This is a genomic window from Diaminobutyricibacter sp. McL0608, from assembly GCF_039613825.1.
Classification (GTDB): Bacteria; Actinomycetota; Actinomycetes; order Actinomycetales; family Microbacteriaceae; genus Diaminobutyricibacter.
This window is the reverse complement of the sequence record NZ_CP154826.1, coordinates 1722647-1735125: the sequence shown is the minus strand read 5'-3', so window position 1 is coordinate 1735125 and position 12479 is coordinate 1722647. Positions and strand designations below refer to the sequence as shown.

General features: G+C 66.0%; 11 protein-coding genes. 2 read left to right on the top strand and 9 right to left on the bottom strand.

From position 1 onward, the window contains the following. The 6 genes from AAYO93_RS08185 to dusB form a co-directional block, all read right to left on the bottom strand. A complete protein-coding gene (locus AAYO93_RS08185) occupies positions 1-1098 on the bottom strand; it encodes an ABC transporter permease (protein ID WP_345764488.1) in 1098 nt (365 codons plus the stop codon). 91 nt (positions 1099-1189) lie between these two features. After that, positions 1190-2824 carry an ABC transporter substrate-binding protein gene (locus tag AAYO93_RS08180; RefSeq protein WP_345764487.1) on the bottom strand — a complete coding sequence of 545 codons (1635 nt, stop codon included), beginning with the start codon at positions 2822-2824 and terminating at the stop codon, positions 1190-1192. A gap of 149 nt (positions 2825-2973) precedes the next feature. Then, the gene (gene dnaG, locus AAYO93_RS08175) at positions 2974-4878 is read right to left on the bottom strand and encodes a DNA primase (RefSeq protein WP_345764486.1); all 1905 of its coding nucleotides are present in this window, start codon (positions 4876-4878) and stop codon (positions 2974-2976) included. A gap of 51 nt (positions 4879-4929) precedes the next feature. After that, positions 4930-5781: a DUF4282 domain-containing protein gene (locus tag AAYO93_RS08170; protein WP_345764485.1), complete on the bottom strand. Its 852-nt coding sequence runs from the start codon at positions 5779-5781 to the stop codon at positions 4930-4932. Positions 5782-5861: 80 nt separating this feature from the next. Continuing rightward, a complete protein-coding gene (locus tag AAYO93_RS08165) occupies positions 5862-7133 on the bottom strand; it encodes a deoxyguanosinetriphosphate triphosphohydrolase (RefSeq protein WP_345764484.1) in 1272 nt (423 codons plus the stop codon). A gap of 3 nt (positions 7134-7136) precedes the next feature. Next, on the bottom strand, positions 7137-8327 hold the full coding sequence (gene dusB / locus AAYO93_RS08160) for a tRNA dihydrouridine synthase DusB (protein ID WP_345764483.1): 1191 nt from the start codon (positions 8325-8327) through the stop codon (positions 7137-7139). 33 nt (positions 8328-8360) lie between these two features. Between dusB and AAYO93_RS08155 the strand changes: the two genes are divergently transcribed. After that, positions 8361-8873: an aminoacyl-tRNA deacylase gene (locus tag AAYO93_RS08155; RefSeq protein ID WP_345764482.1), complete on the top strand. Its 513-nt coding sequence runs from the start codon at positions 8361-8363 to the stop codon at positions 8871-8873. 147 nt (positions 8874-9020) lie between these two features. After that, positions 9021-9941: an endonuclease domain-containing protein gene (locus AAYO93_RS08150; protein WP_345764481.1), complete on the top strand. Its 921-nt coding sequence runs from the start codon at positions 9021-9023 to the stop codon at positions 9939-9941. A 180-nt stretch (positions 9942-10121) separates the two neighbouring features. Here the strand turns inward: AAYO93_RS08150 and AAYO93_RS08145 are convergent, their stop codons facing one another. The 3 genes from AAYO93_RS08145 to recO form a co-directional block, all read right to left on the bottom strand. Continuing rightward, entirely contained in the window at positions 10122-10793 is a 672-nt protein-coding gene (locus AAYO93_RS08145; protein ID WP_345764480.1) for a DsbA family oxidoreductase, read from the bottom strand. A gap of 74 nt (positions 10794-10867) precedes the next feature. After that, positions 10868-11671 (bottom strand): isoprenyl transferase, encoded by an 804-nt coding sequence (locus AAYO93_RS08140; protein ID WP_345764479.1) that lies wholly within the window; start codon positions 11669-11671, stop codon positions 10868-10870. Then, entirely contained in the window at positions 11668-12453 is a 786-nt protein-coding gene (gene recO / locus AAYO93_RS08135; RefSeq protein WP_345764478.1) for a DNA repair protein RecO, read from the bottom strand. The genes AAYO93_RS08140 and recO overlap by 4 nt, the downstream gene beginning before the upstream one ends. Between the last annotated feature and the right edge of the window lie 26 nt (positions 12454-12479).

Sequence of the window (12479 nt, the reverse complement as noted above, 5' to 3'; positions counted from 1 at the left end):
TCAGTACCTCACTCTCGGGTCGATGATGGCCGCGATGACGTCGACGATGAAGTTCGTCAAGGCGACGATCACGGCGAGAAGGGCGACCATGCCCTGCACAGCCACGTAGTCGCGGGACTGCAGGTACTGGACGAGCTGGAAACCCAGACCCTTCCATTCGAAGGTCGTCTCGGTCAGCACCGCGCCGCTCAGCAGGATCGCGATCTGCAGGCCGATGACCGTGATGATCGGGATGAGTGCCGGCTTGTACGCGTGTCGCCGGACGAGCCGGTACTCACTGACCCCGCGCGAGCGGGCCGCATCGACGTAGTCGGTGGAGAGCGTCCCGATGACGTTCGTACGCACGAGGCGGAGGAACACCCCGGCCGTCAGCAGACCGAGCGTGACCGCCGGCAGTATGGCGTGCAGGAGCACATCACTGGTGACGGACGGGTCGCCGGTCAGGAACGAGTCGATGAGGTAGATGCCCGTCTTGTTCGGGAGCGTCTGCATCTCGAGTTCCGAGCTGGTGGAGGCGCGGCCCGCGACCGGCAGCCAGTTCAGCCAGATCGAGAAGATCAGTTTCAGCATGAGGCCGGCGAAGAAGACCGGAGTCGCATAGCAGAGGATCGCGAAGATCCGCAGTGACGCATCCCGACCCTTGTCGCGGTAGTACGCCGCGACCATCCCGAGCGGGATACCGACGATGAACGCCACGATGAGCGCGTAGAAGGCGAGCTCGAGGGTGGCAGCACCGTAGGTCAGCAGGACGTGGATAACCGGCTGGTTGTCGCTCAGGGTCGTGCCGAAGTTACCGGTGAAGACGTGACCGATGTACTCGAAATACTGGATGATCAGGGGGCGGTCGTAACCGGCCTGATGGATGCGCGCGGCCAGCTGCGTAGGGGTGAGCTTGCCGCCCAACGCTGCGGTGATCGGGTCGCCGGTCGCACGCATGATGAAGAACACCACTGTGACCAGGATGAAGATGGTGGGAATGATCAGGACGGCTCGGATGGCGATGTAACGCCCCAGACCACCTCCCGATCCTCGCGATCTCTTTGTAGGAGTGGGGGCGGCCGCCGCGGGCGACGCGGGGCCGGTGACAGTCGCTGTCATGTTAACCAATCGTGAAGGAACCGAAAGCGAAGGGGCGACTCGCTCACGCGAGCCGCCCCCAGCTTCGTCAGGCGATTCTAGCCGGTGGGCGTCAGCCCTTCGACATCGCGCCGTAGCGGAACTTGAACGAGCCGTCCAGGGTCTTCTGGGTGCCGTTCACGTCCTTGCCCGTGACCGCGACCTGCGCGCCCTGCAGCAGCGGAAGCGTCGACAGATCCGCAGCGACCTTGGCCTGGATCTGCTCGATCAGCTGAGTGCGGGCGGCCTTGTCGGTCGTTCCGACCTGCTTGGTGATCAGGTCCTGAACTTCGCTGTTGCTGTAGTGGTTCACCAGGAAGTTGTCCTTCGAGAAGAACGGCGTCAGGTAGTTGTCTGCGTCGGAGTAGTCAGGGAACCAACCGAGCTGGTACTCGGGGTAGGTGTCCTTGACGCGGTCCTTGTTGTACTGGACGTACTCGGTCGACTGGATGTTCACGTTGAACAGGCCACCCTGCGAGAGCTGGTCCTTGATCATGGCGTACTCGTCGGACGACGAGGGGCCGTAGTGGGACGGCGTGTACTGGATGTTCAGCGTGACCGGCGTAGTGACGCCTGCAGCCTGCAGCGCGGCCTTCGCCTTGTCGAGGCTCGGTCCTCCGTTGCCGTCACCGTAGAGGTCCTTCAGTACGGTCGTCGCGCCGGTCAGCCCGGACGGAACGTACGAGTACAACGGGGTGTACGTGTCCTTGTAGACCTGCTTCGCGATCGCTGCACGGTCGACGAGGTCGGCCGCAGCCTGGCGGATGGCCAGAGCCTTCTTCGGGTCGGCCTGCGCTGTCGTGGCACCATACGGCATCGTGTTGAAGTTGAAGACGATGTAGCGGATCTCTCCACCGGGGCCGTCGACCACCTTGACGTTCTTGTCGGTACGCAGGTTCGCGATGTCCGTCGCGGACAGGCTGCGGTACGCGACGTCGATGTCGCCCTTCTGGATGTCGAGCTTCATGTTCGACGGGTCGGTGTAGTACTTGACGTCGACCTTGGCGGTCGCCGGCTTGCCGAGCAGGCCCTGATAGTCAGGGTTCGCCTTGTAAGCGACGAGGCTGTTGAAGTTGTAGCTCGTGATCGTGTACTGACCGGCGAAGGGATCGCCCTTGACGATGTCGTTGTCCGACGTGACCTTGTCAGGCGAGAATACCTGCTCGTCGACGATCGGGCCCGCCGGGCTCGACAGCACCTGGGCGAAGGTCTGGTCGTTCGGCACCTTCAGGTGGAACACGACCGTGGTCGGGTCGGGAGCGTCGGTCGAGGCCAGGTTCGCGAGCAGGTAGGCGGGGCCGACCGGGCTGTTGATCTTGGTCTGGCGGTCGAACGAGAACTTGACGTCGGACGAGGTGAGGTCGTGGCCGTTGGCGAACTTGAGGCCCGGCTTCAGCTTTACGGTGTACTCGGTCGGCGACGTGAACTCGGCTGAGGCGGCGATGTCCGGCTTCACGTCGGAGGTGCCGTACGGCGAGTTCATGAGGAACGGGTAGACCTGGTTCATCACTGCGAACGAGCCGTTGTCGTACGAGCCGGCGGGGTCGATCGAGGTGATCTTGTCGGTCGTGCCGACGGTGAGCGTGCCAGAGCTTCCAGAGCTCGAGTTGTTCGCGTTTCCGGAGCAACCTGCGAGCACGATGGCCGTCGCAGCGAATGCCGCGGTGACGGCCAGAATGCGTCTGCCGCTCGTGTGGGCGGATGTCATATCCGTTTACCTCTTCCTGGTGTGGGGTCAGCCAGTCCGGTGGGCAGCGCTGTGCGCACCGCCGGACTGCGTTGATTCTTGATAACACAGAATCAGCGTGGGTTTGAACCGTTTCGGCGATTCGTAGCGAGATCTTTACGTTGACGCAATTATTCGTCGCGCAGCTTGCGCCTGTCCGCTTCGATCTGGACAAGCTCGCGCTGGAGTGCTGTGTAGGCCTCGCGCTGTTCGGGATCGGCGCGCTGAAGCCGGCCGAGCAGGTCTGCTTTGCGGCGGAGCAGATCGCGTTCGACCAGCGAGCTCGTGACGCCGCGCACGTACGCGGAGAGCTCCTTTTCTGAGCGCTCCGGGATGGGTGCGACACCCAGTTCGGTCACCAGCGTCGAGAACGGCGCGGGCACTTCCTGGGCGATCCGGGCGAGCCAGTCGGGTGAATCGAAGGAATCAAGTGTGGTCGCGATGCCGTCGCGTACGACAGCGAGGCTCTGATTCGCGAAGGCCGTCTGGGTGGCCCGGCGGGTCAGGTCGATCCCCACCATCGATGGATACTGGAGCATCGCCATCAGTGCGTCGCGCTCAAGCCGGGTGGCGTGGTCGGTCGGGAGCGAGACGAGGGACGGACCGTCGATCGCCGGGGTTTGGGCGGTCGCTGCGGAGCGCGCATCCGCCCCTCCGCGCTGTGCGCTCGATTGTGCAGGCTGCCCGCCGGCGCTCGATTGCGCTCCCGTCGGCGCGCTGCTCGAACGAGCAGACGCCACGGCCCGCGAGACCTCGGAGAGCTCCATTCCGAGCATCCGTGCGAGTTCGCGAGTGTAGCCCGGCTTCAGTGAGGGGTCACGGATGTCCGAGACGACGGGCGCGGCCGCCCGCAACGCTGCGACCCGACCTTCGACCGTGTCCAGGTTGTACTGCGTCAGCACCTGCTTGATCATGAACTCGAACATCGGCTTCTTGGAGTCGATCATGCGCCGAACGGCGTCGTCGCCTTTCGCGAGGCGCAGGTCGCACGGGTCGAGCCCATCGGGACCGACGGCGACGAATGTCTGCGCGGCGAAGCGCTGCTCTTCGCTGAAGGCGCGCATCGCGGCCTTCTGTCCGGCGGCATCCGGGTCGAATGTGAAGACGACCTCGCCCAGCCCGGAATCGTCTCCGAGGACGCGGCGCAGCACTTTGATGTGGTCCACACCGAATGAAGTGCCGCAGGTCGCGACGGCGGTCGTGATGCCCGCGAGATGGCAGGCCATGACATCGGTGTACCCCTCGACGACGACGACCTGCCTGCTGCGCGCTATCTCGCGTTTGGCGAGGTCGAGGCCGTAGAGCACCTGCGCCTTGTGGTAGACGGGAGTCTCCGGGGTGTTCAGGTATTTCGGGCCGTTGTCGTCGTCGAGGAGTCTGCGTGCCCCGAACCCGATGGTCTGGCCGGTGACGTCGCGGATGGGCCAGACGAGACGGCCGCGGAACCGGTCGTACACGCCCCTGTCGCCGGCGGAGACGAGGCCGGCGGCCGCCAGCTCGTCTTGGCTGAAGCCACGCCCGCGCAGGTGTTTCGTGAGCTCGTCCCAGCTCTTCGGCGCGAAGCCGATGCCGAAATGTGCGGCGGCTGCGGCGTCGAATCCGCGTTCGCCGAGGAACCGTCGGCCCACATCCGCTTCTGGCGCCGCGAGTTTCTCGATGAAGAACTCTTCGGCAGCAGTATTGGCCGCGAGGATGCGCGCGCGGTTGCCCTGTTCGGGTGCGGCTCCCCCGTCTTCGTAGTGAAGCGTGAGGCCGACCCGACCGGCGAGTCGTTCGACGGCTTCGGTGAAGCTGACATGGTCCATCTTCTGGAGGAAGGAGTACACGTCGCCGCTTTCGCCGCAGCCGAAGCAGTGGTACATGCCGACCTGGGGTCGCACGTGGAAACTGGGGCTTCGCTCGTCGTGGAACGGGCAGAGGCCTTTGAGTGAGCCGACACCGGCCGGGCGGAGGCTGACGTAGTCGCCCACGATGTCGGCGATGTTGGTGCGGGCTTTGACCTCTTCGATGTCACTCTGTCGAATTCGGCCGGCCATAGTGTGATTCTACTGAGCGGGCCGACATGGCGGGCCGCGCGGATGGTGTGCTCAGGGCCCCTGCTTCCGTCGCGGCCGGGTGTTCTCGGCGATCGCGACGATGGCGACGAAGACTTCGATCGCGACGCGGAGCAGCAGGATGGCGAGCGCGCTTCCCACCACGGTGATGATCAGACCGAAGAGGAAGACGAATGCGCCGAGGAAGGACTGGGTCGCGATCGCCTGGCCGAGCCAGTAGATGAGCGCGAGGATGGTGCTCAACCCGATCAGGACCAGGCCGACGACGTAGACCGGTCCCGCCAGCTTGCGCGTGACGTACCGCATGAAGGTGAAGTCGAAGAGTGCCGTGAAGAATCCGTCGTTGTCGAGACGGTCGGCGAACACTTCGGTGATCGTGCGCGCCGGTGGCGCCGCCTGGTGCGAAACGGGCGGCTCTGTGGGGTTGGGCTGATCGGATGGCGCCGGAGCCGGCGGAACCCTGCCCTCCGGCGGAGCGGGTGGCGCAGGCTCAGCGATCGGCGGTGCAACGGTTTCTGGCACGGACGGTTCCGATGGGGTGGTCGATGTCGGCGTGGCTGACGGCACGACTGGGGCCGCCGTGACCGGGACACCGACGGACAACACTTCTGTCTCGTCGGCGGCCGGAAGCACTTGCGTCTCGGCGGTCTCCGCGGCTGCGGCGGTCTCCGCAGCTGGGGCGGTTTCCGCGGTGCCACTCACCTTTCGGGTGGCGGCCGTGCCTGTCGTCGTCTTTCGCGGTGCGGCCTTTCGAGGGGCGGCCTTCGCGGGCGTACGGGCCGGTTTCGGTGCGGGAGTCCCGGTCGGCGTCGACGCGCTGCCGTCCGTGGCTTCCGCGCCCGTGGTGGGCTCGTCGCCATTCGTCGGCGGTTGTGGCGCGCTCATCGTTTCCTCCCGTTGGCCGTGTTTCTCAGCATCCAGCACAGTGCCCTGAGGCACAAGGCCCACAGCTCGCAGGCTGCGCGCTAATGCTGCACCAGCCGTTCGTACCATGCAAGCGCGGACTGGTCCGTGAGGCTCGCGACCTGATCGACGACGACACGCTTGCGCGCTTGGTCATCTGGTGCAGTGTTCCAGTCTTCTGCGAATCCCGGGTCGAGTTCGCGCGGGCCGCTGGCGAGCAGGACGTCGGCAAGCGTCGAGAGAACCTGGCGCTGCTGGGCGTAGATGGGCTGGCGTGTGTTCCGCGACATGACGAATGTGGCGACGATGCCTTTCAGCACGGCGATCTCGGCCTGGATCGCCGGTGGAACGACGACGTCGGCACCGAACCGGATGAGGCTTTGGCTCGAAGCTGCTTCGCGCGTGGCTCGCGTCGCCGCACCGGCGAATCGTCCGATCAACTGACTGGTCAGGTTCTTCAGTCGTGCCTGTGCCCGGCGGCTGGAGTCCCAGCCGTCGAGCCACACATCGAGGGTGTCGAGGCGGTCGAAGGCAGCGATCAGTTGGTCATGGCTGAACTCGCCACCGATCCACTCGTACATCGACGCGACGAGTTCGTCGTGGTCAACCCGACGACCGAGCGCCTGGACATCGATGTACCCGTTGACGACCGCGTCTTCGAAATCGTGCACGGAGTAGGCGATGTCGTCGGACAGGTCCATGACCTGCGCCTCGATGCAGCGGACCCGGTCGGGCGCGCTGCCACGCAACCATTCGAAGGCGGGTCGATCGTCCGGGTAGAAGCCGAACTTCGCGCGACCGCTCGGGTCGGCGACCGAGGATGAGGCCGGCCACGGGTATTTGCAGCTGGCGTCGAGGCTCGCGCGCGTCAGGTTGAGTCCGTACGCCCGGCCGTCTGGCCCGAACACCTTCGGTTCGAGCCTGGTGAGAAGCCGCAGGGTCTGGGCGTTGCCTTCGAACCCTCCGATGTCGGCGGCCCAGTGGTTGAGCGCCCGTTCGCCGTTGTGACCGAATGGCGGATGTCCGATGTCGTGGGCGAGGCAGGCCGTGTCGACGATGTCCGGATCGAGATCGAGACTCGTCGCGAGTTCGCGCCCGACCTGGGCGACCTCGAGCGAGTGCGTGAGCCGATTGCGCGCGAAGTCGAGTCCGGCAGTCGGACTGAGAACCTGGGTCTTCGCGGCGAGACGCCTCAGCGCAGAGGAATGCAGGAGACGGGCGCGGTCGCGCGCGAAGTCGCTTCGGCGGCTGGAATGCTGCTCGGGAAGCCAGCGCTCGCGGTCCTCCGGCGCATAGGCCGGCGATCCGGGCTCGGCTTGGCGAGTCTCGATCACCGGCTACCCCCCACTGTTGTTCAGTTCGGCTTCGGCGAGTTCGACCTTCTGGTAGCCGTCGAGCTCACGGCTGGCCAGCCAACCGTCGGGAAGCGACGGGTTCTTCGGCGTGCCGGCACGACCGCGCGGACCTTCGGCACCCTCTCCCGGGTATGGCTGATCCCAATCGAGCGTCGCGAGTAGGTCGTCGAGATGCTGCAGTGTGTCCACTGTGGCAAGGCTCGCACGAAGGTCTCCCCCGACGGGATATCCCTTGAAGTACCAGGCGACATGCTTGCGGATGTCGCGGCACCCCCGCTCTTCGCTGTCGAAGAACTCGACGAGCAGTTCTGCGTGCCGTCGGAACGTGGCCGCAACCTGACCGAGCGTGGGGTGTGCCTGGATCGCTGCGGCGACCTCCGGGTCGAGCTCGCCCGAACGGGCGCGGAACGCCGCTGCCAGGTCACCGAACAGCCATGGACGACCGAGGCAGCCGCGGCCGACCACGACGCCGTCGCACCCTGTCTCGTCGACCATGCGGATCGCATCCGCCGACGACCAGATGTCGCCGTTGCCGAGCACCGGGGTGCCGGTGATCGTGTCTTTCAGCTTGGCAATCGCCGACCAGTCCGCGTGACCCGAGTAGAACTCGGCAGCGGTCCGCGCGTGCAACGCGATGGAGGCGACCCCCGCGCCCTCCGCGGCCCTGGCGGCTTCGAGGTAGGTCAGATGGTCGCTGTCGATGCCCTTGCGCATCTTCACCGTCAGAGGAATCGGCCCGGCGGCTCGAACCGCCCCCTCGACGATCTCGCGGAACAATCCAAGCTTCCACGGAAGCGCTGCACCACCCCCCTTGCGCGTCACTTTCGGAACCGGGCAGCCGAAATTGAGATCGATGTGGTCGGCGCGATCTTCGGCCACGAGCATGGTGACGGCCTCGGCAACGGTCTTGGGATCGACCCCGTAGAGCTGGATCGACCGGGGCGTCTCGGACTCGTGATGCGTGATCAGACGCATCGACTCCGGGGTGCGCTCGACGAGGGCACGCGAAGTGATCATCTCGCTGACGTAGAGACCCGCGCCGAACTCACGGCAGAGGCGGCGGAAGGCTGTGTTCGTGATTCCCGCCATCGGAGCCAGGACCACGGGCACGTCAAGGGCCAGCGGACCGATGGTCAGCTGGGGTGCGGGGCTTATCGTTGCTGTGGAAGACATCTCATCCAATTGTCCCAGAAAGCGGCTGCGGAAATGACTCAGGACGTTCAGGCTGTGGATGGATCGAACGAACCGGTCGTCACCGGCCGGGCGCGAGCCGAAGCAGATGCGGCCGCTCGCGGGGTCCCCATCCGGATCACGGAGCGCCCCGCCGCCCGAAGTCTCGAGGAGGCGGCTGCGCTGCTCGGTCTCCCGCCGTCAGGAATCGTCAAGACGCTCGTCGTCAAACGCAGCGACGGCACCTTCCTGTTCGCGCTGGTACCCGGCGGCCGCAAGATCTCCTGGCCCAAACTGCGCGCGCTGGTCGGCGTGAACAAACTGCAGCTGCCGGATGCGGCCGTGGCGCTCGAGGCGACCGGCTACGAGCGCGGCACCATCACGCCGTTCGGAAGCACCAACCCGTGGCCCGTCTACGCCGACAGCTCGATCGCCGGTCACGAGGTCGCGATGGGCGCGGGCGCCCACGGCTACTCCCTCTTCGTCGACGCGGACGCTCTCATCGCATCCTTCGACGCAACCGTCGCCGACATCTCCGACCCCGAATAGCGTCTGCCGGTTCCCAAACATCACAGGGGCCAACTTCCGCTAGTGGCAGCATCCCGCAACTAACGGAACCTGACACCTGTGTCGCGCACCGACCTGGGCTGTGGACAGCAAATGACGCACGACGTCACGATGCGTGACCATGGACGGATGCCCCGTCGAAACGCTCTCCCTCCCGGGTTGCAGGATCGCGCATTCTCAGTATCCGAGGCGCTATCGGCCGACGTGCCGGAGTCTCGACTGCGCGCATCCGACCTCTCAACACCGTTCTGGGGCACACGGCTTCCTGTCTCCGCTCAGGACGGCCGCCTGGACCGGTGCCGGGCCCTCAGCCGGCGGATGGGCGCCCGGTACTTCTTCAGTCACACCACAGCAGCGTTCCTCTGGGGCATCCCCTTGCCTCGACGCCTCGAGAACGAGGGGGTCGAGCATGTCGCGACGATCGCGCCGGCACGCGCGCTGAGGCGCGCCGGCGTCAGGGGTCACAAGCTCACGATCTCACCGACCCTTGTCGTCGAACGAGACGGGTTTCAACTGGCCGCACCGGAAGAGACATGGTCCGAACTCGCATCGATGCTCAGCATCGACGATCTCGCAGTGGCCGCTGACGGGCTGATTCGTCGGAAGCGGCCACTGTCGAGCGTCCACGCGCTACTTTCGGCGGCCGCAGAGATGGCGGGTCGCGCAGGGGCAGGGCGTGCGCGAAAGGCCCTCGAGCTCGCCCACCCCGGCACCGATTCCCCGATGGAATCGCGACTGCGGCTGGCCCTTCGACGGGCCGGCCTTCCCCTGCCTGAAGTGAACGGAATCGTCTCTGACACTTTCGGCGGTTTCGTCGCTCTGTGTGACCTCGTGTTCCGTGAACACCGCGTCGTCGTCGAGTACGACGGCAGTCATCACCGGATCATCGAGGAGCAATACGACCGGGACATCGATCGGCACTGGATGCTCGATGAGCTCGGATGGAGGACGATCCGAATCAACCGTTCGCACATGGCCAACGGGGCGGCGATAGCGGTTGCGCGCGTCCGCGCGGCCCTTCGCGCGCACGCAAGTGGCAACTTCCGCTAGTCCGCGAGACTGGAACTAGCGGAAGTTGACCCATCCGGTGAGGCGGCTACGGGAGAACGCAGGCGTCGCCGTCGCACGCGGCGGCGGACGGATCGCCCAGAGGGGTCAGCGAGAAGGCTGAGGGCGCAGACAGTACAGCAGGGGATGCGAGGGGCGCGGGCGTCGCATCCGTCGAGGCGCTCACGCCGTCACCGCGGCCTTCTCCGACCAGACCTGCTCGAGAACCTGGGCGAACGTCTGGGCCTCCTGTGCGCCCGACACACCGTAGCGCCCGTCGATCACGAAGAACGGCACGCCCTGGATGCCGTACTCGATCGCCGTCGACTGGTCGGCACGGACGTCCGACAGGAACTCCTCCGACTCGAGTGCGCGCACGACGTCGTCGCGGTCGAGGCCGATCTCCGCGGCGAGGTCGGCGAGATCCTCGATGCGACCGACATGGCGGCCCTCGACGAAATATGCGCTGAACAAGCGTTCCGACATCTCCAGCTGCGCGCCCTTCGCCTTGGCGTAGTGGAGCAGCTCGTGCGCCTTCACAGTGTTCGTGTGCTTGAGGTTGTCGTAGTCGTACTCGAGCCCGACGGACGACGCGATTCCGCTCACGCGTTCGAGCATCGGTTGAACCTGGCCGGCGGGAATGCCTTTGTGGCCGGCGAGGAAGTCGACCTCGCTTCCGTCGAAGTCGACGGGTGTATCGGGCGAGAGCTCGTAGCTGTGGTATTCGACGACCACGCCGCGGTCGTCGCCCGAACCGGCGAACAGGCCGCTGCCCGCTTCGAATTTGCGCTTTCCGATGTAGCACCAGGGGCAGGCGATGTCGGACCAGATGTCTACTTTGATGGGTTCACTCACGCAAGAGGCAACCCGGCGTCGGAAAGTTTCATTCCCGCAAGATTCTGCCCGTCTCCGACAAGCAGGTCAGGTGCTCAGACGGATGGCGCATCCACCGCGCCGCCGAACCGGCGGTTGCGCCCGGCATACAGCTCGATCGCCTGCCAGAGGTCGACGCGCGAGAAGTCCGGCCACAGCGTGTCGAGGAACACCATCTCGGCGTACGCGCTCTGCCAGAGCATGAAGTTGCTGGTGCGCTGCTCCCCCGAACTCCGCACGAACAGGTCGACGTCGGGAAGGTCGGGTGTGTACAGGTGCCGCTGGATGGTCCGCTCGGTGATGGCGGCTGGCTTGAGGCGGCCCGCCGAGACATCTTCCGCGATCGCGCGCACCGCATCCGCCACCTCGGTGCGTCCGCCGTAGTTGACGCACATCGTCAGCGTGAGCACATCGTTGCCGGCTGTGAGCCGCTCGGCGAACTGGAGTTCCTTGATCACCGACGACCACAGCCGCGGCTTGCGCCCGGCCCAGCGAACGCGCACACCCCACTCGTTGAGCTGGTCGCGCCGACGGTGCAGCACGTCGCGGTTGAATCCCATGAGGAAACGGACTTCGTCGGGCGAGCGTTTCCAGTTCTCGGTCGAGAAGGCGTACACACTCAGATGCTTCACGCCGACCTGGATGGCGCCGGCCACCACGTCCAGCAGCGACGCCTCCCCCGCGCGGTGCCCTTCGATCCGCGTGAGGCCACGGGCATTCGCCCAGCGTCCGTTGCCGTCCATCACGATCGCGACATGGTCGGGCACTGCCGCCAGCGGAATGGCGGGCGGATAGACCCCGGTCCAGTCGAGCGTTCGGAACTCGACCGCGTCTTTGTGCGTGTACGGTTTCGGCGTCATCGGCTCCCCTGGGATGCGCTGGGTGCGGTCTCGGTCGGTGCGGCGTCATCGCGTCGTTCCCGCGACACGTGCTGCAGGGAGCGCAGACCGCGCTCCAGATGCCACTGGGTGTAGGCGGCGACCACACCGCTCGCCTTCGACCGGGTCGCGTCGGTCGCGGCCTCGGCCTCGTCCCAGTCGCCGGTCAGCAGCGCGCCGAGGAGCGCGACCGTGGGTTCGTCGAGTCGTGGAGCGCCCTGCGGAGCGCAGTCGTCGCACACGACACCTCCGAGCTGGACGACGATCGCCGAGTGCGGGCCCGGAGCCCCGCAGCGGGAGCAGTCGAGGAAACTGGGAGCCCATCCCGCCATCGAAAGCGCGCGCAGCAGGTAGGAATCGAGCGTGAGCGCTGCACCGTGCTCCTTGCGCGCGAGCGAACGAAGCGCGCCGACGAGCAGCAGGTACTGCTGGAGCGAGCCTTCCGCCTCTGTCACGCGATCGGCCGTCTCGACCATGGCGTTCGCAGCTGTGTAGCTGGCGTAGTCGTCGGCGATCGCGGCTCCGTACGAGCCGATCGATTCGGCCTGCGTGATCACGTCGAGGCTGCGGCCTTCGTAGAGTTGCACATCCGCGACCATGAACGGTTCGAGGCGTGCGCCGAACTTGGACGCCGTGCGCCGTACGCCTTTGGCGACCGCCCGCACTTTGCCGTGCTGGCGCGTGAGCATCGTGACGATGCGATCGGCTTCGCCCAGCTTGTGGGTGCGGAGCACGACGGCTTCATCACGGTAAACCTTGGGCACCCTCCCAGTATCCCCCGCCCGCCTGA

Coding starts and splice junctions, on each gene's coding strand:
- AAYO93_RS08185 (WP_345764488.1), bottom strand. CDS start 1,098: ATGACAGCGACTGTCACCGGCCCCGCGTCGCCCGCGGCGGCCGCCCCC.
- AAYO93_RS08180 (WP_345764487.1), bottom strand. CDS start 2,824: ATGACATCCGCCCACACGAGCGGCAGACGCATTCTGGCCGTCACCGCG.
- dnaG (WP_345764486.1), bottom strand. CDS start 4,878: ATGGCCGGCCGAATTCGACAGAGTGACATCGAAGAGGTCAAAGCCCGC.
- AAYO93_RS08170 (WP_345764485.1), bottom strand. CDS start 5,781: ATGAGCGCGCCACAACCGCCGACGAATGGCGACGAGCCCACCACGGGC.
- dusB (WP_345764483.1), bottom strand. CDS start 8,327: ATGTCTTCCACAGCAACGATAAGCCCCGCACCCCAGCTGACCATCGGT.
- AAYO93_RS08155 (WP_345764482.1), top strand. CDS start 8,361: ATGACTCAGGACGTTCAGGCTGTGGATGGATCGAACGAACCGGTCGTC.
- AAYO93_RS08150 (WP_345764481.1), top strand. CDS start 9,021: ATGCCCCGTCGAAACGCTCTCCCTCCCGGGTTGCAGGATCGCGCATTC.
- AAYO93_RS08140 (WP_345764479.1), bottom strand. CDS start 11,671: ATGACGCCGAAACCGTACACGCACAAAGACGCGGTCGAGTTCCGAACG.